Annotated in this window: 20 protein-coding genes; 10 read left to right on the top strand and 10 right to left on the bottom strand. The window is 72.6% G+C overall.

The features are described from left to right. The first annotated feature begins 9 nt into the window (after positions 1 to 9). Positions 10 to 813, top strand: a complete 804-nt coding sequence (locus ABD211_RS00175; protein ID WP_344124959.1) for an SDR family NAD(P)-dependent oxidoreductase — start codon at positions 10 to 12, stop codon at positions 811 to 813. Positions 814 to 858: 45 nt separating this feature from the next. On the opposite strand, the gene ABD211_RS00170 is transcribed toward ABD211_RS00175, so the two are convergent. The 3 genes from ABD211_RS00170 to ABD211_RS00160 all read right to left on the bottom strand — a co-directional run bounded on the left by ABD211_RS00170 (position 859) and on the right by ABD211_RS00160 (position 1,998). Then, positions 859 to 1,050, bottom strand: coding sequence for a hypothetical protein (locus ABD211_RS00170; protein ID WP_344124934.1), 192 nt, complete (start codon positions 1,048 to 1,050; stop codon positions 859 to 861). 173 nt (positions 1,051 to 1,223) lie between these two features. Then, positions 1,224 to 1,505 (bottom strand): hypothetical protein, encoded by a 282-nt coding sequence (locus ABD211_RS00165; RefSeq protein ID WP_344124933.1) that lies wholly within the window; start codon positions 1,503 to 1,505, stop codon positions 1,224 to 1,226. Positions 1,506 to 1,719: 214 nt separating this feature from the next. Next, the gene (locus ABD211_RS00160; RefSeq protein WP_344124932.1) at positions 1,720 to 1,998 is read right to left on the bottom strand and encodes a hypothetical protein; all 279 of its coding nucleotides are present in this window, start codon (positions 1,996 to 1,998) and stop codon (positions 1,720 to 1,722) included. Positions 1,999 to 2,223: 225 nt separating this feature from the next. Between ABD211_RS00160 and ABD211_RS00155 the strand changes: the two genes are divergently transcribed. The 3 genes from ABD211_RS00155 to ABD211_RS00145 all read left to right on the top strand — a co-directional run bounded on the left by ABD211_RS00155 (position 2,224) and on the right by ABD211_RS00145 (position 5,212). Then, entirely contained in the window at positions 2,224 to 2,481 is a 258-nt protein-coding gene (locus tag ABD211_RS00155) for a hypothetical protein (protein ID WP_344124931.1), read from the top strand. Positions 2,482 to 2,549: 68 nt separating this feature from the next. Further along, a complete protein-coding gene (locus ABD211_RS00150; protein ID WP_344124930.1) occupies positions 2,550 to 4,550 on the top strand; it encodes a sensor histidine kinase in 2,001 nt (666 codons plus the stop codon). After that, positions 4,547 to 5,212, top strand: coding sequence for a response regulator transcription factor (locus ABD211_RS00145; protein WP_344124929.1), 666 nt, complete (start codon positions 4,547 to 4,549; stop codon positions 5,210 to 5,212). The genes ABD211_RS00150 and ABD211_RS00145 overlap by 4 nt, the downstream gene beginning before the upstream one ends. Before the next feature lie 86 nt (positions 5,213 to 5,298). Here the strand turns inward: ABD211_RS00145 and ABD211_RS00140 are convergent, their stop codons facing one another. Continuing rightward, entirely contained in the window at positions 5,299 to 7,347 is a 2,049-nt protein-coding gene (locus ABD211_RS00140; protein ID WP_344124928.1) for an amylo-alpha-1,6-glucosidase, read from the bottom strand. 59 nt (positions 7,348 to 7,406) lie between these two features. Continuing rightward, positions 7,407 to 8,273: a DMT family transporter gene (locus tag ABD211_RS00135; protein WP_344124927.1), complete on the bottom strand. Its 867-nt coding sequence runs from the start codon at positions 8,271 to 8,273 to the stop codon at positions 7,407 to 7,409. Positions 8,274 to 8,305: 32 nt separating this feature from the next. Between ABD211_RS00135 and ABD211_RS00130 the strand changes: the two genes are divergently transcribed. From ABD211_RS00130 to ABD211_RS00120, 3 genes are read left to right on the top strand one after another with little or no spacing between them, the layout of a single operon-like run. After that, positions 8,306 to 9,496, top strand: coding sequence for a cytochrome P450 family protein (locus tag ABD211_RS00130; RefSeq protein ID WP_344124926.1), 1,191 nt, complete (start codon positions 8,306 to 8,308; stop codon positions 9,494 to 9,496). A gap of 12 nt (positions 9,497 to 9,508) precedes the next feature. Continuing rightward, a complete protein-coding gene (locus tag ABD211_RS00125; RefSeq protein ID WP_344124925.1) occupies positions 9,509 to 10,426 on the top strand; it encodes a phosphotransferase in 918 nt (305 codons plus the stop codon). Positions 10,427 to 10,441: 15 nt separating this feature from the next. Continuing rightward, complete coding sequence (locus ABD211_RS00120; RefSeq protein WP_344124924.1) at positions 10,442 to 11,023, top strand: P-loop nucleotide/nucleoside kinase family protein; 582 nt, start codon at positions 10,442 to 10,444, stop codon at positions 11,021 to 11,023. A 188-nt stretch (positions 11,024 to 11,211) separates the two neighbouring features. On the opposite strand, the gene ABD211_RS00115 is transcribed toward ABD211_RS00120, so the two are convergent. Beyond that, positions 11,212 to 11,961, bottom strand: a complete 750-nt coding sequence (locus tag ABD211_RS00115; protein WP_344124922.1) for an ATP-binding protein — start codon at positions 11,959 to 11,961, stop codon at positions 11,212 to 11,214. Between the two features lie 207 nt (positions 11,962 to 12,168). Here ABD211_RS00115 and ABD211_RS00110 point away from each other — a divergent pair, with 207 nt between their 5' ends. From ABD211_RS00110 to ABD211_RS00100, 3 genes are all read left to right on the top strand, one after another. Further along, positions 12,169 to 13,224, top strand: coding sequence for a chemotaxis protein CheB (locus tag ABD211_RS00110; RefSeq protein ID WP_344124921.1), 1,056 nt, complete (start codon positions 12,169 to 12,171; stop codon positions 13,222 to 13,224). Positions 13,225 to 13,325: 101 nt separating this feature from the next. Beyond that, positions 13,326 to 15,188 (top strand): CheR family methyltransferase, encoded by a 1,863-nt coding sequence (locus tag ABD211_RS00105; RefSeq protein ID WP_344124920.1) that lies wholly within the window; start codon positions 13,326 to 13,328, stop codon positions 15,186 to 15,188. Between the two features lie 206 nt (positions 15,189 to 15,394). Further along, the gene (locus ABD211_RS00100) at positions 15,395 to 15,913 is read left to right on the top strand and encodes a DUF1360 domain-containing protein (RefSeq protein WP_344124919.1); all 519 of its coding nucleotides are present in this window, start codon (positions 15,395 to 15,397) and stop codon (positions 15,911 to 15,913) included. 3 nt (positions 15,914 to 15,916) lie between these two features. Here ABD211_RS00100 and ABD211_RS00095 read toward each other — a convergent pair whose 3' ends face one another. The 4 genes from ABD211_RS00095 to ABD211_RS00080 are packed head-to-tail and all read right to left on the bottom strand — an operon-like array spanning position 15,917 to position 20,740. Continuing rightward, positions 15,917 to 16,408, bottom strand: a complete 492-nt coding sequence (locus ABD211_RS00095) for an SRPBCC family protein (RefSeq protein WP_344124918.1) — start codon at positions 16,406 to 16,408, stop codon at positions 15,917 to 15,919. Then, positions 16,395 to 18,017 carry a phytoene desaturase family protein gene (locus ABD211_RS00090; RefSeq protein WP_344124917.1) on the bottom strand — a complete coding sequence of 541 codons (1,623 nt, stop codon included), beginning with the start codon at positions 18,015 to 18,017 and terminating at the stop codon, positions 16,395 to 16,397. Before ABD211_RS00090 ends, ABD211_RS00095 begins: the two co-directional genes overlap by 14 nt. Positions 18,018 to 18,059: 42 nt before the next feature. Next, on the bottom strand, positions 18,060 to 20,180 hold the full coding sequence (locus ABD211_RS00085; protein ID WP_344124916.1) for a catalase: 2,121 nt from the start codon (positions 20,178 to 20,180) through the stop codon (positions 18,060 to 18,062). Further along, positions 20,177 to 20,740, bottom strand: coding sequence for a hemerythrin domain-containing protein (locus tag ABD211_RS00080; RefSeq protein ID WP_344124915.1), 564 nt, complete (start codon positions 20,738 to 20,740; stop codon positions 20,177 to 20,179). Before ABD211_RS00080 ends, ABD211_RS00085 begins: the two co-directional genes overlap by 4 nt. Positions 20,741 to 20,828 lie beyond the last annotated feature (88 nt).

The following is a 20,828-nucleotide window of genomic DNA, read 5'->3' as shown; positions in this document are numbered from 1 at the left end:
CGCGGCCCGATCAGTTCGTACGGACCGTGGGCCGTTGTCACGGGCGCCTCGTCCGGCATCGGCCGGGCGTTCGCGGAGCACCTCGCCGCGTCCGCGGTGAACGTGGTGCTCGTGGCGCGCTCCACCGAGCGGCTCACGTCGCTCGGTGCCGACCTGCGTCGCGACCATGGCGTCGCATACCGGGTCGTGACCGCCGATCTCAGCTCCCCCGACGGCGCCCGGACCGTGTTGGCCGCGTGCGCGGACCTCGACGTCGGCCTCCTGGTGTCCAATGCCGGCGGCGGTCATCCGGGCCTGTTCCTGGACCAGGAACTCAAGGACCTGCACCGGCGGCTCACCCTCAACACCACGACCCACATGGAACTCTCGTACGGGTTCGGACGCCGCTTCGTGGCCCGCGGCGGCGGTGGTGTCCTGCTCGTGTCGGCCCTCGGCGCGGTGCACGGGCTGCCGAACATGGCGCACGAGAGCGCGGCCAGGGCGTACGTGCTCAACCTGGGCGAGGCACTGCACTACGAGCTCGCGCCCGCCAAGGTCAACGTGATGGTCATGCTGCCCGGCAATGTGGACACCCCCATCATCGAGACGTTCGGCCTCGACCGCGCCGACCTCCCGATCCGCCCGCGGCCGGCGGCGGCCGCCGTCCGGGAGACCCTGGCGGCCTTCGGCAGGCACCGTCCGATGCACATTCCCGGCCGGTTGATGCGGATGATGACGCGGTTCGTGCCGCGCAGCCGGCTCGTCCGGCTGAACGGTCGCATGCTCGGACGGGCCGCGGCCAACCTGAGGCGACGGGAGTCCGCGCTCGCGTGACGGACAGCGCCGGGGCCGTCGTTCCCGACGGCCCCGGCCCCACTCCTAGACGCAGGTGGTGGAGTAGCCGCAGCTGTAACAGCCGTAGCAGCCCGAGCAGCCGTAGCAGCCGCCGCAACCGGCTGTCCACTGGGGCGCGGTGCTGGCGATGGGCGGCAGCTGTTCGGCGGTCGTGTCATCCTCCAGCCACAGGTCCAGCTCCGCGGCGACCTCGGTCCTGGTGAGTTCTAGCTGCATGTATGACTCAGCTCCTTTCAACGCGAGTCAGATACGACGGTCTCCACCAGCCTGGACGAGTTAATGCCCGGTGCGCGGTATTTGCACGATTGACATGACGACAACATTTTTCGCGAACTTTAGGAATGTCGACGCGGTGGGTGGACCGTGGCCCACCCACCGCGTCCTCATCCTCAGTAGCGCAGGTACAGGTCCCAGAAGTCAGGGATGTTGTTCTGCGTGCAGTAGCCCCGGTAGCCCCAGCTGTCCCAGATCTGGCGCCAGGCAAGGCAGTCCGAGTAGCTCTCGAACGTGGTGTAGAAGTGCCAGGTCCCGCTGGCGTAGGCCGTGGACCGGACACTGGTCGCCGGCGCCGCCGAGGCCGACGTGGCGGCGACGGGGACGAACCCGCCGACGGCGAAGGTGGCGGCCAACGCGCTGCCGAGGACCCGGCGACGGATGGTTCGTGCGTTCATGAGGTGTCTCCTGATGTGGTGGTGATGTGACGCGAACGGTTGAGGCGACGGCCGTCGGGGCGGGCCGCGGGCGGTGGGTGCGCGCGTCACAGCAGCCACAGCCAGAGCCACAGCGGCGCCTCGCGACACCGGTGGAGGCCGACCGTGGCGGCCCGCGGCGCTCCTGACGGGCGTGCGACCCGACCGCGGGTCGGTTGACGCAGGACACGGACCGTCATCGGGTGCAGCACGGTGCCACCGCCCTTCCGGCGTGGGTGGAGAGCCGGACCGCGAGGTCGCGGGCCCAGCGCATGCGCGCGACGGCCGTCTCCGGGCAGTCGCCGTAGGCGCCGGCGACCTCGACCGCGCAGCCGTGCACGCCGCGCAGCGTGCGGACGGAGCGCTGGATGGCCGCGGTCGCCTGGCCCTCGGACGGCCGGGCACCGGTCGGGATGTCGCTCGTGAACAGGGCTTCCGCGCGGGCGGCGACGAGCTGTTCGGGTGAGGTCTTCATCGCTTCCTCCTCGACGGACCTCGGAACTCCTGGATGACTCCACGATCGGGTCGCCGGTGTCCCGCCGTCTCTGGGCGCGAGTCCCGGCCGGTCCCGCCGGGATTCCCGACGGCCACACGGCCACGTTGACCGCCGGATACTGTTGGAATGAACCAGACAAATGACGCCGAAGCCCTTCTGGGTACGGCCATCCTTGCCATTTCAAAGTCGAAGCCACCGGCGCAGATGTCATCGGAGGATCTGCATGCGTGGTACAAGACGGTGCTCGACTGCGTCCCCGACGGCGACGTCGAGGAGTGCGAGCTGCACCCGCGGGGTCATCGCAAGCCCGTGACCCGCCCCGACGACGTCACCATCCGGGCGGCGTACGTGGTGTGGTGCGGGGGCGACGTGATCGACCCGGACGACCCGGAGCGCACGTGCGGGTTGGGTAGGGACTCGTGCTGGCGCCGGATGCTGCGAAGGCTGTTCGGCTGCAGATGAACCTGAGGAAGGAGGTGGCGCCGGACCGGGTTCGCGTCAGGGGCCCGGTCCGGCGGCCACCGTCCACAGTGGCCCCGGTCCGCCCGGCGGACGTGGCCGGCACCCGTACGCTCGCGGTGTCCCGGGCCATCGCCGTGGTGTCCGGGGGCCTGGTCGTCGTGGGCCTGCTGGGCCCCGATCGCGGCGCGGGGAACACGGCCGCGGAGCTGGCCGACTGGGCGCTGGCGATCGCCGGCCCGCTGCTCGGCGTCCGGATGGTGGCGTACGCGCCGCGCAACGTCGTGGGCTGGCTGTTCCTCGGCTTCGGGGCCCTGTCGGCGGTGAGCGTCGCGGCGGCCGCCTGGGCGGCCGTGCCCGTCCTCTGCTGGGTGCGGGCGTGGAGCTGGTGGCCGCCCCGCCTGCTGTTCCTGCCGCTGATGGCGCTGCTCTTCCCCACCGGGAGCCCGCTGTCGAAGCGCTGGCGGCCGCTCGTCTGGGTGACCGTCGTGGGCGGCGCCGTGTCCACGGCCGGCATCGCGGTGGCGGCGTTCGCCGAGCCGTGCGCGTTCATGGACAAGGTCCTGACCGGCGACCCGACCCTGAGCTCGCCGGGGCTACCGGTGGCCGCCGTCGGCGTGGTGCTGGTGACGGCGGCGGTACTGCCGGCCGTGGTGAGCATGGCGCTGCGGATCGCGCGGGAGACCGGCCGGCAGCGGCGCATCCTGTGGTGGACGTTCGGGGCGGTGCTGCTGCTGATGGTCGTCATGGTCGCGGACGCGGTGTCCGAGCACGGCTTCCCGGGCGGCTGGCTCGTCGCGGCCTTCGTGCTGCCGGCCGCGGTGTTCGTCGCGATCGCCTGGTACGGCCTGTACGACATCGACCTCGTGGTGCACCGCGCCCTGCTCTACGGCACGCTCACCCTCGCCCTGCTGGCCATCTTCGCCGGCGTCGTGGCGGCGGCGGGCCACGTGCCGGGCGGTCACTCGTACAACATCGTGGCCGCCGCTATCGTGGCCGTCGTCGCGCTGCCGCTGTACACGAGGCTGCGGGCCGCCGCCGACCGGCTCGTCTACGGCGAGCGCCACGACGCGTACGCCACGATGTCGCGCCTCGGGCTGCTGCTGGAGGGCAACCTGGCCCCCGCCGACGTGCTGCCCGTCGTGGTGGGCACCATCGGCGCGGCGCTCAAGGTCCCGTACGTGGCGATCTGCTGGCCCGGCAACCCCGAACCGGCCGCCGAGTACGGCACGCCGGGCAACCGCGCCCACGTGAGCCTGCCCCTGACGTACCGCGGCGAGACCGTCGGTGAACTGCGCGTGGGCACCCGGTCCCCGGAGGAGGGCTTCACCCGCGCCGAGCTGGCGGCGCTGAGCGACCTCGCCCGCAACGCCGGCGCGGCCGCCCACGCGCTGCGCCTGAACCTCGACCTTCAGCACGCCCGGGAGCGGCTCGTGATCGGCCGTGAGGAGGAGCGCCGCCGGTTGCGCCGGGACCTGCACGACGGGGTGGGCCCGACGCTGGCCGGGATGGCGATGCAGCTGGGCGTCGCCCGTACGCTGCTGCGCACCGGCGAGGTGGCGCGCACCGGGGAGCTGCTCGCCACCGTCGAGAGCGAGCTGGTGGAGTGCACGGCCGAGGTGCGCCGGGTGGTGCACGGCCTGCGCCCGCCCGCGCTGGACGAACGCGGCCTCGTCGCCGCGATCGAGGCGCAGGCCGCGCGGCTCACCGGCGAGGCGCCGACGAGCCCCGAGGTGCGCCTCGACGTGATCGAGGAGCAGCTCACCGGGCTGCCGGCGGCGGTCGAGGTCGCGGCCCTGCGGATCAGCGTCGAGGCGATCACCAACACGGTGCGTCACGCCGGGGCGAGCACCTGCCGGGTCCGCATGCGCCGGACGCCGGGCCGCCTGGTGATCCAGGTCAGCGACGACGGCGTGGGGCTGGACCCCGCCACGGCCTCGGGCGTGGGCACCTCGGCCATGCGGGAGCGCGCCGCCGAGCTGGGCGGCTCGTGCAGCGCGACGCCCCGCGCGCGGGGCGGCACGCTCGTCCTCGTCGCCCTGCCGATCACCACACCCGGGCCGCCGCCATGACCGACCCCGGCGGTACGCCGGCGCTGCGCGTGACGGTCGCCGACGACCATCCCATCGTCCTGGAAGGGCTGCGGGCCGTGCTCGCGGCAGCCCCGGACATGCTGCTCGTGGGCACGGCGCGCGACGGCAAGGAGGCCGTCGCGCTCACCCTCGACCAGCGCCCGGACGTCGTGGTCATGGACCTGGGGCTGCCTGGGCTCGACGGGGCGGGCGCGACGCGCCAGATCACCGACGCCTGCCCGGAGGTGGCCGTGCTCGTGCTGACCATGCACGACGACGACGAGTCGCTGTTCGCGGCCGTCCGGTCCGGCGCCCGTGGGTACCTTCTCAAGGGCGCGACGAACGACCAGATCACGGACGCGATCCGCGCGGTGGCCCGGGGCGAGGCGCTGTTCGGGGCGCCGGTGGCGCAGCGGCTGCTCGCCAACGTCGCCGGCGCGGCCCCGGCACCGCTGCCCGAGCTGTCCAGCCGCGAGCGCGAGATCCTGGAGCAGCTGGTCGCCGGCCGGGGCACCAACGAGATCGCCCGTACGCTGTTCCTCAGCCCCAAGACGGTGCGCAACCACATCTCCAGCGTGCTGAGCAAGCTGCACGCCACGGACCGGGTTCAGGCCGTGGTGATCGCCCGCGACGCCGGCCTGACCGAGGGCCGTAACCCGTAGGCCCGACCACGGCCCGTCCAGGTCGGCAGCGGTCGGGTTGCGCAGCCGCGATTACTGTCCGTACGTGGGATCGACGAGATCGGCGCTCAGGCCGACGCCACCTGACCGCGCCCGAAGGCGTCGATCGTGCCCCACCGGCCGGGAATGTTGAGCAGCGCCAGGTGGCCGATGCTGTCAGGCAGGGCCGGGTCGACGATGAGGTGCTCGCCGATCGGTTCCAGCCCCAACATGGTGCGTAGCAGCAGCATCGGAGCGCCGGTCGACCACGCCTGCGGGCTGCACGCCGTGGGGTACTCGATGGGAAAGTTGGTCAGACTTCGCGGATAGCCGCCGAAAGCCTCCGGCAACTGGCCGTCGAAGAATACCGCCGCGTCCAGGATGCCCCCGGCGACCCGGGCCGCCTCCGCCCGGAAGCCGTAGCGGCGCAGCCCCCAGGCGATGAACGAGTTGTCGAACGGCCACACCGTGCCCGTGTGGTAGCCGATCGGGTTGAAGCGCAGCTCCCCCTCCGCCAGCGTCCGCACGCCCCAGCCGGTGAACAGCCGCGGGCCGAGCAGGTGCCCCGCCACCGCCGCGGCCTTGGACTTGTCGACGATGCCGCTCCACAGCAGATGCCCGATGTTCGACGTCAGCGAGTCGATCCGGCTGCCGTCGGAGTCCAGCGCGACAGCGTAGTACTCGCCGTCCTTGATCCAGTAGTCCCGGTTGAACCGGCGCTTGAGCTCGGCGGCCTGCTTGTCCAGCAGATCGGAGTACGCCGGGTCCTTCCACACCAGCCGCGCCAGCCGGGCGCCGCGCACCTTGGCGTCGTACGCGTACCCCTGCAGCTCGCAGGTGGCGCGGGTAGGGCCGGGCAGCCGCCCGTCGGAGTACGAGATGGAGTCCCACGAGTCCTTCCAGCACTGGTTCACCAGGCCGGTCGCCTCGTTGCGCCGCCGCCAGGCGAGATACCCGTTGCCCATCAGGTCCGCGTACCCGTCGATCCAGTTCAGCGCCGCGCGGGCGTGCTGCTCCAGGTCCCGGACCAGTTTGGTGTCGCCCGTCCAGCGCTCGTACTCGTCGAGCAGCACGACGTACAGCGGGGTGGCGTCCGCGGTGCCGTAGTAGGGCGAGTGCGGGCGCTCCCCGAACACCACCGTCTCGCCGTAGCGCAGCTCGTGCAGGATGCGGCCCGGGTCCTCCTCCCGGAAGTCGTCGACCTTGGTGCCCTGCTGCATCGCGAGTGCGCGCAGGGTCGTGGCGGCCAGCTCGGGGACGAACGGCAGCGTCTGCAGGCTGGTGAAGATGCTGTCCCGCCCGAACATCGCCATGAACCAGGGCAGCCCGGCCGCGGGCATGCTGCGCCCGCGGGTGGCCGGCGGCCAGAAGCGCAGCGCGGCGAGGTCGACGAGGCTGCGCCGGTACGTGGCGCGCAGCGGGTCCCCGTCGCACTCCAGGCGGGGCGCCGCGTTGATCCACTCCTCCAGGCTGCGCTCCATGTCCGGCCGGGCGCGCGTGCGGCACCGCTCGTACTTGGGCCGCCCCGACGCCTTCTCGTCACGCCGCCAGGAGATCACCACCTCGAGGTCCAGCGACCACTGGCCGGCCGGTTCGATGCGGGTGGTGAACGTCAGGCCCGCCTCGTCGACCCGCGCCGGCTCGCTGGCGGACACCTTCGTCTCCCGGCTGTACGTCTCGCGCGTGTAGCCCAGCACGAGGCCGCCCCGCTCCACCCGACGGAAGTAATCGCCCTTCTTCGCCACCGCGTCCTTGACCTCGAACAGGTCGGCGAAGTCGCTGTCCGCCTCGACGCGCACGGTGAGCTCCACCGCATCGTGGGCGTGGTTGAGGATGGTCAGCTCCTCCCGGAAGCCGTCCCCCACGGCCCGCTCACGGATCACCATGAGCTTCGCGTCGACGTACACCGACCCGGTGTCCGGGACCAGGAAGAACCGGGTCTGGAAATACTGCTGGCGGTCGACGGAGAGCGGCCGCAGCCGCTGGCCGTCCACGGTCAGCACCCACCGGGACAGGAACCGGGTGTCGAAGGCGAACAGGCCCCGGGCCTCGGCCGCCGACGCCTCGATGTCACCGCGGGAATCGGTCACCATGAAGGTGTTGCCGTCGAGCACCTTGACGTCGGTCGCGTCTGCCATGGCCCTGACCCCCCGCGTTTCATCGTGCCGGGTGCGGATGGCCGGCGCGCCCGAACGGCTCAGGTCGTGGCGACGAGTTCCAGGTATGTCGCCACGAGCACGAGCGCCATCGCCGCGACCTGCGCCGCGTCCGGCGTGGCCGCGTAGAGCAGGGCAGCGGCCGGCGGCCCGAACAGCGGTTCGGTCAGCAGGACCGTGCTCGCGACGATCGGCGTCAGCCGCCGCATCGCGTACCAGTACAGCCAGCAGGCCGGCGCGAACACCGCCAGGCCGAGCAAAATCAAGATCAGAAAATCCTGGGGGTACGCCCGGAACTGCGCCAGCGCGGGGGCGAGGAGCAGCCCGGAGACGAACATCTGCAGCCCGGCGGCGGCGATGGGCGGCGCGTCGTTCGCGGAGCGGCTCACGGTCGTGACGAACACGGCGAGGCACCCGGCGCTCACCAGGCTCAACGCCAGCCCCACGACCGCGTACGGGTACGCGTCCCGGTCCGCCGGCCCCGCCGCGATGACCAGCAGCGCCGTGCACACCATGGCCAGCGACAGCGCCCGTACGGGCGTGAGCCGGCGCCGCCCGCGCACCAGCGCCGCCACCGTCAGCAGCACCGGCGCGAGCAGGTGCACCGCCATCACCGGACCGACCGGGGCGAGCTGAAGCGCGACGTAGTAGCAGAGCACGTTGACCGCCACGACCGCGCCGAGCAGGGCGCGCCGCCGCCCGCCGAGTGCCGCCAGGACCGCGCGCGGGCGGTGCCCGGCCGCCGCCGCGAGCCCGGTGAGCACCACGCCCGTGACCAGCTCGACCGCCGAGGCGGCCGCCGCGCCACCGACGTCGAGGCCGGCGACCGTGCCGCCGATGACGCCCCACAGCGCGGCCGCGCCGAGCATCGACAGCGCCGCGAGCAGGGCGGGACGGGACACGGCCACAGTGGACACCCTCCGTTCGGTAGGCTCTGTCCGTGGCGGCGCACGGGTCCCTCCAGCTTGTCAGCGACCCGGCGCACTACGCGGACCCGTTCCCGGCGTACGCCGCGTGGCGCGCGGCCGGGCCGGTGCACCGGGCGACCGCGCCCGACGGCACCGACGTGTGGGTCGTCACCCGCTACGCGGACGTGCGCGCGGCGCTCGCCGACCCGCGCCTGTCGCTGGACAAGGCCAACTCCACCGGCGGCTACCGCGGGCTGCGGCTGCCGCCCGCGCTCGACGCGAACCTGCTCAACCTGGACGACCCCGACCACGGTCGGTTGCGTCGCCTGGTCGCCGGGGCGTTCAGCGTCCGCCGCGTCGAGGCGCTGCGGCCGGGCATCCGGGCCACCGCCGGGGAGCTGGTCGACGCGTTCGCCGGCCCGGTCGACCTGATGGCCGCGTACGCCGTGCCGCTGCCGTTGACGGTCATCGGGATGCTGCTCGGGGTGCCGGTCGGCGAGCTGGCCGACTTCCGCTCGTGGACCAACGCGCTCATCGCGCCCGACCCGGCGCGGCCCGACCTCGCCCGCGCGGCGGTCGCCTCGCTCACGGCGTACCTCGGGATGTTGATCGACCGCAAGCGCGCGTCGCCCGACGATGACCTGGTCTCCGCGATGATCGCGGCCCGCGACGCGGACGGCGACCGCCTCACGGAGGACGAGCTGACGTCGCTCGCGTTCGTCACGATCTGGGCGGGCTACGAGACGACGGTGCACCTGCTCGGCAACGCGGTTCTCACGCTGCTGCGCCACCCCGACCAGCTCGCCGCCGTCCGGGCCGACCCCGCCCGGCTGCCGGCCGTGGTCGACGAGGTCGTGCGCCACCGCGGGCCGCTCAGCTACGCCATCCGCCGGTTCCCGACCACCGACGTCACCATCGGCGGGGTGCGCGTGCCGGCCGGCGACACGGTGCTGCTGTGCCTGGCCGCCGCGCACCGCGATCCCGACCGCTACGGCGCGCCCGACCTGTTCGACCCGGCGCGCGACGACGGGGGCCACGTGGGCTTCGGGCACGGCCCGCACTACTGCCTCGGCGCCGCGCTCGCCCGGGCGGAGGTGGAGATCGCCCTTGAGGTGCTGGTCCGTCGCCTGCCGGCTCTCACGCTGGCCGGCGAGCCCACATGGCTGCCCAGCTTCCGCGCCCACGGCCTGCGCACGCTGCCCGTCACGGTCGACCTGGCCTGACGGCGCACCGGCATGCGTGACGACGATCGGTTGGGGATCCTGACAGGTGCCGTGCGTCAGGCGCTCCAGCGGGATTCCCTGCGGGTCGCGGCGTGGCGGTCGGGCGTCGACTTCTGGGCGGACATGCTATTCGACGGCGATGCCGCCATCGGCGTGCTCCGGTCACCCCGCCACGAACGGCTCGACACGCAGTATGACGGCGTCGTTGACTTCGGCGAGGTCATCGAGCGGGAGGTCGCGGCCCTCGCCGAGATGGCGGACGGTGGCGTGCCGGTCCCCCGCGTCCTCGCCTGGCGACGGGCCGGCGACCCGGGTCCGGTCTCCTGGGTTCTGCAGACCCACATCCCGCACGACGAGGGGGCCACCGTGCCGGGGGCGGAGTTCGGCCGCCTGACGCGCCGGCTCCACGCGATCACGCCGGACACACCGCCGCTGCGCCCGCCGCGCTCCTGGTCGGACTTCGTGTGGTCGCGCCTGCGGCAGCGGCTCGAGGCAGCCGGCCGCTACTGTCCCGACCTCGACCTCGACCTCGACCTCGCCGCCCTCGCCCGCGCCGCCGAGGTCGTGCGTCACCGCGACTCGCACGCGCGCAGCCTGCTCCACATGGACCTGCGGGCGTCCAACGTGTGCGTGCGCGACGGACGCATCGAGGCGTTCATCGACACCGCGAACTGCCTGGTCGGCGACCCGTTGATGGAGCTGGCCCGGGTGCGGGCGTACGGCCTGCTCGACGAGGCGTTCGTCAGGGGCTACGGCACGGACGTGGACCTTGATGATCAACAGACGGCCCGCCTGCTCGACATCTACGAGCTGGACGCCACCGCCCTCCTCGTGGTGGTCGCGGTCGAGGAGATCGACGACCCGCAGCTGTTCGCTTCGCAGCGGGCGCGCACGGTGACGCTGGCGGGGTCGATCGTCGACGCGGGGTAGGCGACGATAGGCCCCGTGGCACACGCAACGCCGGTCTGGGTGGTGTCGGGCCCGCCGGGCGCGGGCAAGTCGACCGTGGCCGACCTGCTGCTGGCCCGGCTGCGGCCGGTCCCGGCGCTGCTGGACAAGGACACGCTCTACGGCCCGATGGTCGCCGCCGTCCTCGCCGCCGCCGGCCGACCGCCCGGCGAGCGGGAAGGCCCCTGGTACGACGAACACATCAAGATCCACGAGTACGCCGGCATGACCGCCACCGCCCGGGAGATCCGCGACCGTGGCTGCCCCGTCCTGTTGAGCGGCCCATTCACGGGCCAGGTGCACGACGGCCGGCGCTGGCGGGACTGGGTCGACGCGCTGGGCGGCGAGCCGGTGCGTCTGGTGTGGGTGCGCTCCGACGCGGCGACGTTGCGCTCGCGTCTGCTCGCGCGAGGGCTCGCCCGCGACGCCGAGAAGCTGCGCCGGTTCGAGGAGTACCTCGTCGCGATCAAGGTCGACGAACCACCGGCCGTGCCGCATGTGGAGGTCGACAACCGGGCGTCGGCCGCCCGTGCCCTGGCCGACCAGATCGACCGGATCGTCACCGGGCTGGCCGCCTGACCCGCGCCCGCCGGCCATCTGGTGCCGGCGGGTGCGGGGCAGGGGCTACAGGCCGAGGTTCGCCTGCGGACCGGCACAGGTGGCTACGCTGGGGCGGCCCGCATGGGCCGACAGCCGCGTCTGCCTAGGAGACGTGACAGCGGAGCGCTCACAACAGAAGTCGATCGATCCCCGGACGGACCGGTCCCTCAGGCGGACAGCGGCCGGTACCTCACGGTGGCCCACGTGCTCTTGCCCGTGGCGGTGGGATGGCTCCCCCACGCCGCCGCGAACGCGTCGACCAGCAGCAGGCCCCGGCCGCCCGCGCTGTAGGGCTCGTCCGGCCCGCGCAGGTGCGGCCGCCGCTCGTCGCCGTCGAGAACGGCGATGTGCACGTAGCGCGGGGACCGGCGCAGCACGAGTTCCAGCGGCGTACCCACGTGCCGGACAACGTTGCTGACCAGCTCCGTGACGATCACCTGGACCCGGGCCGTCACCGCCACCGGCACACGCCAGCGCACACACACCTCGGTTGCCAGGGCCCGCGCGTCCGCCACCGAGCCGACGCTCCCCGGGAAGTGCTGCGCCACCCGGCTGCTGTCCGGGTCCTCGTGGGCCCGGGCGACCGCGTCCTCCCAGGAGTCACACAGGGTCAAATACCGGTCGATGCCCAGGGCGGACATGCCCCGGACGGCCTCGACGCCGACGCCGTAGAGCAGCAGGGCCGTGCCGGGCTCGCCGGCCGCCCGTTTGGCCACGGCGGGCAGCATCGTCAGGCACACGTCGTCAACGATCACGAGCTGACGCATGTCGAGAATGATCGCCAAAGGCGCCTCGGCCAGCGCCTTGAGCAGAACTGAGCGCAATCTGGCCGTCGCCGCGAGGTCCAGCGGGCCGGAGGGATGGACGGCGATCACGTCCCCGCCGGTCTCCACCTGGCAGATCAACTGCCCGGTCATGACGACCACATCCCTCCGAGGCATGCGGAGTGAAACTACAGACTATTCCAACCGGCCGCCCAGCGGCGCCTGGGCCGACCCCATCCGAGTACCCGCCGGCCTGCCGACCTAACGCAGATGACACCGAGAAGGTTGAAAATTCCCAGTACGCGCCATTTCGTACCGGTCGGCGGATCCCGGTTGAGCGCCGCCGACCGGGGTAGGACGATGGATGTGGAACAAACGGACGAGGTCGGGACGGGTGCCGTGGCACACCGGGACGTCATCGTGGTCGGTGCCTCCGCCGGTGGTGTGGAGGCGCTACGCGTGCTGGTCGCCCGCCTGCCGGATGATCTTCCAGCAGCCGTGCTGATCGTCCTCCACGTGCCCCGCTCGGGGCCGAGCGCACTGCCGCTCATCCTGTCCCGGGTCACGAACCTGCCGGTACGGCCCGCGGTCGACGGCGAGCCGCTGCGGCATGGCCGCGTCTACGTGGCGCCGGTGGACCGGCACCTGCTGCTCCTCGGCAACCGGATCCGGCTCTCCCGCGGGCCCGCCGAGAACGGCCACCGCCCGGCCATCGACCCGCTGTTCCGCTCGGCCGCCCGGGCCTTCGGACCGCGGGTGATCGGAGTCGTGCTGTCCGGCTCGCGCGACGACGGGGCCGCCGGCCTCGCGGCCATCGCCGACCGTGGCGGCACCACCGTCGTCCAGGACCCCGCCGACGCGATCTTCCCGTCCATGCCGCTGGCGGCGCTCGAGCACGTCAACGCCGACAAGGTGCTGCCGCTGGCCGAGATCGGCGAGGCGCTGGGCGACCTGTGCCGCCTACCGGCCCCGGAGGGACAGGTGCTCCACGACGACCCCACCCTGGACGCGGAGGTCGCCATGTCCGATCTTGGTCCCATCACGGCGGACGAGCTGCCGGGCCATCCGGCCGGGTACGGCTGCCCGGCGTGCGGCGGTTCGCTGTACGAACTGATTGGCAAGCCGGTCCCCCGGTACCGCTGCCGCGTCGGGCACGCCTGGTCGCCGGAGAGTCTGCTGGAGGAGCAGGCGGCGGCGCTGGAGAGCGCGTTGTGGATGGCGCTGCGCGCATTGGAGGAGAAGGTCGTCCTGAGCCGCCGGCTGGCGGAGACGAACCGGCTGCACGGGCACACGGCGGCCCGCGACCGCTACCGCGCCCAGGCGGAGGAGGCGGAGTCGGCCAGCGCGCTGATCCGCAACCTCATCGACCAGGTGGGCGCGGCAGCCGACGGCGAGGCGGTGTACTCAACGGAGTGATGATCACATGTCGCGGGACGGGTCGGGCGCGCCACCGACCGCGGCTTCCGTTACGCGGAGTAAGCTACGCGGCCGACACCCGAGATCGGTGGAGGGCCGCCATGACACCGTCGGACCCGCCTTTCGAGGCATTGCTCGTCTATCTGAAGGAAGAGCGCGGCTTCGATTTCACGGGGTACAAGCGCTCGAGCCTCATGCGGCGGGTCAGCCGCCGGATGTCCCAGTTGTCGATCTCCGACTACGCGGAGTACCTGGACTTCCTGCAGGTCCATCCCGACGAGTTCACCGCCCTGTTCAACACGATCCTGATCAACGTGACCGGGTTCTTCCGTGACGCGGAGGCGTGGGAGTACCTGCGGCACGAGCTGGTGGAGCCGCTGCTGGCGGCGAAGTCCAACGCCGAACCGGTGCGGATCTGGAGCGCCGGCTGCGCCTCCGGCGAGGAGGCCTACACCCTCGCCATCATGCTGGCCGAGATGCTGGGCACGGAGCAGTTCCGGCAGCGGGTGAAGATCTACGCGACGGACGTCGACGAGGAGGGGCTCACGCACGCCCGGCACGCCACCTACACCGAGCGGGAGGTCGCCAACGTCCCCGCCCCGCTGCTCGAACGCTACTTCGAGGCGCAGGGCGGCCGGTTCGTCTTCCGCAAGGACCTGCGCCGGTCGGTCATATTCGGTCGCAACGACCTCGTGCAGGACGCCCCCATCTCGCGCATCGACCTGCTGGTGTGCCGCAACACCCTGATGTACTTCAACGCGGAGACGCAGGCGCGGATCGTGGCGCGGTTCCACTTCGCCCTGTCCGAGGGTGGCATCCTCTTCCTCGGCAAGGCCGAGATGCTGCTCAGCCACGCCACCCTGTTCCAGCCCGTGGACCTCAAGCGGCGGATCTTCCGCAAGGTCCCCCGTCCACTGCAGACCAACGACTCGATCTTCGCCGAGGTGCCGCACGCCCCGACGCGCAGCGAACCCGGCGCGATCGACCAGCTGCGCGGCGAGGCGTTCCTGTCCAGCCCGGTGGCGCAGATCGTGGTGACCTCCGACGGCCTCGTCGCGCTGACCAACCGGCAGGCGGAGGCGCTGTTCGGCGTCTCCTCCCGCGACGTCGGCCGACCGTTTCGGGACCTCGACATGTCGTACCGGCCCGTCGAGCTGCGCCGCTTCATCGACCAGGCGCAGGTGGAGCGCCGGGGGACAAGGGTGGGTGACGTGGAGTACTTCCGCGCCCCCGGCGAGCTGGTGCACCTGGACGTGCACATCAACCCGCTCGTCGCCACCGACATGAGCCTGCTGGGCGTCGCGCTGATCTTCCACGACGTGACCGCGTCCCGGCGCTTGCACGACGAGCTGGAGCAGGCCAACCGTCAGCTGGAGACCGCGTACGAGGAGCTGCAGTCCACGAACGAGGAGCTGGAGACCACGAACGAGGAGCTGCAGTCCACCGTGGAGGAACTGGAGACCACCAACGAGGAGCTCCAGTCGACCAACGAAGAGCTCGAAACGATGAACGAGGAGCTGCACTCCACCAACGACGAGCTGCAGAACATCAACGAGCAGCTGCGCGAGCGGACCAGCGAGCTGGACACCGCGAACGCGTTCCTCGAGGCGATCCTGTCCAGCCTGCAGGCCGGCGTCGCGGTGATCAACCGGGACCTGCACGTCCAGATCTGGAACCGGCGCGCCGAGGACCTGTGGGGCCTGCGCCGCGAGGAGACGATCGGCCAGCACTTCCTCAACCTCGACATCGGGCTGCCGACCGACCAGCTGCGACCGCTCATCCGCTCGGCGCTCAACGACGGCGTCCAGCCGGCCGAGCTGCGGCTGGAGGCCGTCAACCGCCGGGGGCGCACCGTCTACGTGCGGGTCGCGTGCATGCCACTGGCCGACGCCGACGGCGCCGCCGGGGTCATCATGCTGATGGAGCCCGAGCACGACGGCGGCGTCCCCGTGCCGGTGCCGTAGTTCCCGTCGACGCCACCGCGCCCGGTCGTGAACACCGGGAGGTTGTGGTCGAGCCCGCACCGGGCCACCCGGGCAGGTCCGCCGCAACGGCGGCGGGCAGCACGGTTGTCGCCGTGCCGATGAAGGTGACGGTGGGTTCGCCCGTCATACCGGGACATACCCAGGCGGTGGGGTGTGAAACGAGGCGCCGGGGGTATGGGGCGGCCATGAGCCTGACAATGCCGCGACAGGTCGCCGCCGCCGGGCGGCGCGTGCACCACGCCCACGCCAACGGTGCGCCTCGCCCGCTCGGTGGGTATCTCGCCCTCATGGGCGGCTACGCCGTAGCGGTCGGGGCGCTGCTGGGGGTGGCCCGGCTGACGGGATGCAGGCTGCCGGCCACCGTCCCGGTCGGCGACGTCGCGCTGCTGTCGGCGGCTACCTTCCGTATCTCGCGACTCGTCACGAAGGACTCCGTGACAAGCCCGCTGCGGGCGCCGGTCACCCGGTTCACCGGGGCCGCCGGGGCCGGTGAGGTCAACGAGGAACCGCGCGGCGAGAACGGGCTGAGCCACGCGGCCGGCGAGCTGGCCAGCTGCCCGTTCTGCGCCTCGGTGTGGACCGCGACCGGGCTGACCGCCGGGATGGCGTTCGCGCCCCGGCTCACCCGGTGGGTCGCGGCGACCGCCACCGCCGTGGCGGCCGCCGGCTTCCTGCAGTTCGCGTACGCCCGGGCACGGGAGTGACCGTCACGCGTGCCGTGCCATACCAGCGCTGTCCTGGTGCTCATCCCCTGTCCTGCGGGCCGGGCGGTGCTCAGCGATGTCGGCGAGACGCCGCAGCGTCTCCTTGTTGCGGCCGTGCATGAGCAGGTCGTTGAGCTTGTTGCGGACCCAGCGCAGCGGCCCCTTCGCGATGTCCTCCTCCAGCACGACGCGGGTGCCGTCGCGCCCGGACGGGGCGAGCCGGAAAACGACGGTCAGCTCGCCGAACGGGCGGATCCGCGGCCGCAGGACCAGCCGGTCCGGCGGGTCGGCCTTGAGCACCACGGTCTCGTCATGCAGCGACACGGGCCACGGACCGACCTTGTGGTGGATCTTGGCGCCCGGCGCGGGCCAGTCGGCGTCCACGTCGCGGATGTGGGTGGTGCCCACCACCCAGTCCGCGTAGGTCCAGCCGTCGGCCAGCACGGCGAAGACCTGGTCGGGCGGGACCGCGATGGTGCGTTCAGTGTGTGCCACGGCGTACTCCTGATGGTTGTGCTTCCCGGTGGATCGCGCGGTGGGCTGCCCCCACCGCCGCGGCGTACAGGCGACCCGTCACGGCGCGGTCGCGGGCCAGCGCGGCGCGGGCCGCGTTGGCGCCGGGGGCGCCGTGGACCCCGCCACCGGGGTGGGCGGAGGCGCTGGCGAGGAAGAGTCGGTCCACCGGGGTGTCCGCGCGGCCCAGACCGGGCACGGGGCGGAGGAAGAGCTGCTGGTACGGCGCGGAGGTGCCGCCGTTGATCGCCCCGCCGACCAGGCTGGGGTTGAGCCGTTCGAGGTCGCCGGGGCCGGCGACGTGCCGGCCGACCACGAGCCGGCCGAACCCGGGCGCGGCGTCCGCCATGACCTGCTCGACCCGCTCGGCGTGCGCCGCGACCTCGTCGGCGGGCCACGCGTCGCGCCGCGGCAGGTGCGTGTACGCCCAGACGACCTCGGTGCCCGGCGGGGACCGGCGCGGATCGGCGGTCGTCATCTGCCCCGCCACCACGAACGGCTCCCCGGGCACCTCGCCGCAGGCCAGCGCCGTTGAGTAGCGGGCCAGGCCGTTGAGGTCGCCGCCGAGGTGCACCGTGCCGGCGCCGGCCAGCGCCGGGTTGCGCCACGGCACGCGCGCGGACAGCGCCCAGTCCACCTTGACCGTCGCACCGTCCCAGCGGAACGCCGTGATGTCGGCGAGCAACCGGGGCGGTAGGGCCCGGGGATCGAGGAGGTCCAGGTAGAGGGCGGGGGCGGGCACGTCGGCGACGACCGAGCGCCGGGCGCGGAAGCGGCGGCCGTCGACGGTCGAGACCCCCACGGCCCGGTCGTGGGCCACCGCGACGTGGGACACCGGGGCGGCGTACTCGATCCGGCCACCGCGCGCCGTCAGCCTGGCCACCAGGGCGTCCGTGAGCGCGCTCGCGCCGCCCGCCGGGACCGGGAACCCGTACTGCTGGGCGAGCATGGCGAGCAGCCAGCCGTACAGGCCGCTGCCGGCGTCGTCCGGCGACAGGTCGGCGTGCAGGGCGCAGCCCGCCATGAGCAGCGTCGCGCCCTCGCCGTCGAACATCTCCGCGCCGAGGCGCCGCACCGGCAGCACGGCCGTGCGGGCCAGCCGCAGGCTGCCCGACAGCCGCGCGCGGCGCAGCAGCCCGACCGCGCCGCGTACGGGCGGGAACGGGCGCAACATGACGTCGACGAGCCGGTCGGACAGCGGCAGCCAGCGCTCGTACGCGGCCCGCCAACGGGTCGCGTCGCCGGGCGCGAAGTCCGCCACCGAGGCGGCCGTGCGCGCGAGATCGCGGGACAGCACCGCGGCCCGGCCGTCCGGCAACAGATGCGCCAGGACGTCGGGAGCGTGCTCCCAGCACAGCCCGTAGTCCGCCAGGCCGAGGTCCGCGAGCGGCCCGGGCACGACGGACAGGGGGTAGAAGGCGCTGCACAGGTCGCTGAGGTAGCCGGGCGCGGTGATCTCGCCGGAGGCGACCGCGCCGCCGGGCGCCGCGGTCGCCTCCAGGACGAGAACGTCCCAGCCCGCGTCGGCCAGCACGTTGGCCGCCACGAGGCCGTTGTGCCCCGCCCCGATCACCACCGCGTCCGCCGACATGAGTCCGCTCTTCCCACCAGGCGGGCCGGCAAACGCGCGGCGTCAGGCGGCTATGCCGTCCACCGGGCGGTCGTAGTGGCGGTGGCGGGCGATCGCGTCGATGAAGCCGTCGAGGAACGCGGCGTCCGCGTCCGCGCCCGGCGCGACGAACAGCACGCCGTCCAGGGCGCCGGCCATGGGCTTGCTGGCCGGCTCGGTGGCCCGGTCGGACGCCTCGAACACCGGCAGCCGGGCGGCCTCGACGACCGTGTCGCCCGTGCCCAGCACGGCGAGCGGCTTGGCGTGCTTGTACGCCTCCGCCACGAAGTGCACGGCGAAGCCGTCGTTGACCAGCCCGGCCACGCCGTCGGCCACGATGACCGCGTCGTAGAGCACGGAGCCGGTCGTGTTCATCGCGTGGTCGACGGCCAACGGGTCACCCGAAGCCGTCGTGACCGCTCCGTCGGTCGGGGCGAGCAGCTCCACGACGGCGCCCGCGCCGGTCAGCGCCGCTCGGGTGGTCTCCAGGCTCGCGGCCGCCACCCCGTCGGCAACGAGCGCGGCGACCTTGCGACCCGCGATCGAGCCGCCGCCCGGCCTGGCGGCCTGGCTCAGCGCCGGCGACACGCGCCCGTGGTTGGCGTGCCTGTCGGTCGGCGCGACGACGCCGACACCGGCGGCGACCGCGACGGCCAGCGCGTGGTCGATCCGGTTGAGGTGCCCGACCATCGTCTCGCGCACGTGCATCGCGTTGACCTTGCCCAGCTCGAACTTGAACGCCGCGATGATGTGCTCCTTCTCCCAGGCGCTCATGCTGTTCCAGAACAGCGTCGGCTGGCTGTAGTGGTCGGCGAAGGTCTCCGACCGCTTGCGCGCCTTGACCCCGTCGACGCGTTCCGGGGTGTGCACGAACGCGCCGCCGTCGGCGCCGGGCACGTACGGACAGCCGCCGCCCAGCGAGTTGGGGTGGTAGTTGGCCTGCCCCACCGGGATCTGGTGCTGGTGGAACCCGTCCTGCTGGTGGTTGGTCACGGGGGCGACCGGCTGGTTGATCGGGATCTGCTGGAAGTTCGGCCCGCCGAGCCGGGTGAGCTGGGTGTCCAGGTAGGAGAAGGCGCGCGCGTGCAGCATGGGGTCGTCGGAGAAGTCGATGCCGGGCACGAGGTTGCTCACACAGAAGGCGACCTGTTCGGTCTCGGCGAAGAAGTTGTCGGGGTTGCGGTCGAGCACCATGCGGCCCACCGGTGTGACCGGCACGAGCTCCTCGGGGATCAGCTTGGTGTCGTCGAGCAGGTCGACGCCCTCGAACGCGAACTCCTGGTCCTCCGCGATCAGCTGCACCCCCAGCTCGTACTCGGGGAAGGCCCCTGCCTCGATCGACTCCCACAGGTCGCGGCGGTTGAAGTCGGGGTCCTTGCCCGAGATCTTCTGTGCCTCGTCCCAGACCAGTGAGTGCACGCCCGCCGCCGGCGTCCAGTGCCACTTGACGAACGTCGCCCGCCCGTCGGCGTTGACCAGGCGGTACGTGTTGACGCCGAACCCCTGCATGGTGCGGTAGCTGCGCGGGATGGCCCGGTCGGACATGAGCCACATGACGTGGTGCAGTGTCTCCGGCTGCAGGGACACGAAGTCCCAGAACGTCTCGTGGGCGGAGGCGGCCTGCGGCATCTCGTGGTGCGGCTCCGGCTTGACGGCGTGGATCACGTCGGGGAACTTGATGCCGTCCTGGATGAAGAAGACCGGCATGTTGTTGCCCACGAGGTCGAAGTTGCCCTGGTCGGTGTAGAACTTCGTGGCGAAGCCGCGGACGTCGCGCGGCGTGTCCGTCGAGCCGCGCGAGCCCTGCACCGTGGAGAACCGGGTGAAGGTCGGCGTGCGCACCGACGCGTCGGTGAGGAACCGGGCTGTCGTGTAGGGCGCGAGCGCGTCCCCGTACGGCTGGAAGTAGCCGTGCGCGGCCGAGCCGCGCGCGTGGACGACCCGCTCCGGGATGCGCTCGTGGTCGAAGCGCATCAGCTTCTCGCGGAAATGGAAGTCCTCGAGCAGGCTCGGCCCGCGGGGCCCCGCGCGCAGCGTGTTGTCGGTGTCCTCGACGAGGACCCCCTGGTCGGTGGTGAGCGCGGCGTCCCGCTTGTCCATCCGCCGCGGGTCGAGCTGACTGAGCTTCGGGTCCTCGGGGCTCATCGCGCCCCCCTGGTGGCGTCGCGGACGGCGTCGCGCACCCGGTCGAAGACCGCGAGCGGCGGGCCGAGCAGCAGGTTGGCCGCCGGGTTGGCGGGCACCCCGGGGTGCGGCCGGGTCGGCGACATCGCGGCCACCGCCGTCATCGCGGAGGCCATCGTCACCAGTCGGTCCGGGTCGACCACCTCGCGCAGGCGGATGAACTCGAACGCCTCCTCGGCCTCGGCGTGCGCGGTCACGGCGTCGCGAAGTGCGGCGAGGCGCGGGTCGAACTCGGGGTGCGCCACGCCCAGGTCGTAGAGGGCGGCGAGCGCCTCCTTGGCCTCCTGCTCCTCGGCCAGTCGGGCCGGCACGACGTCGCCGCCGTCGGGCAGCTTGTCCTCGGCGAGCGGGTGGACGAGCGACTCCTCGACGCTCTCGTGCACGGCGAGCAGCGCCACGAGCTCGTGGAAGAGTTCCTCCTTAGGCTCGCCCGTGGCGGACTGCACCTGGGCGAACAGCGTCTTTATCTGCTGATGCTGGGCCAGCAACGTGTCGACGATGTCCTGACTGGTGGCCTGCATGACCCCTCCAAGAGACGGACTAACCGGCATGATTAGCCGGTTCGTAGCGATGCGGACAGTTTTCTCGCACCGCCACTACCCAGGCCTG

Origin of the sequence: Luedemannella flava (assembly GCF_039528515.1) — a bacterium.
Classification (GTDB): domain Bacteria; phylum Actinomycetota; class Actinomycetes; order Mycobacteriales; family Micromonosporaceae; genus Luedemannella; species Luedemannella flava.
Note: the sequence above shows the minus strand (reverse complement) of the source record. Positions and strands in the feature narration are given on the sequence as shown.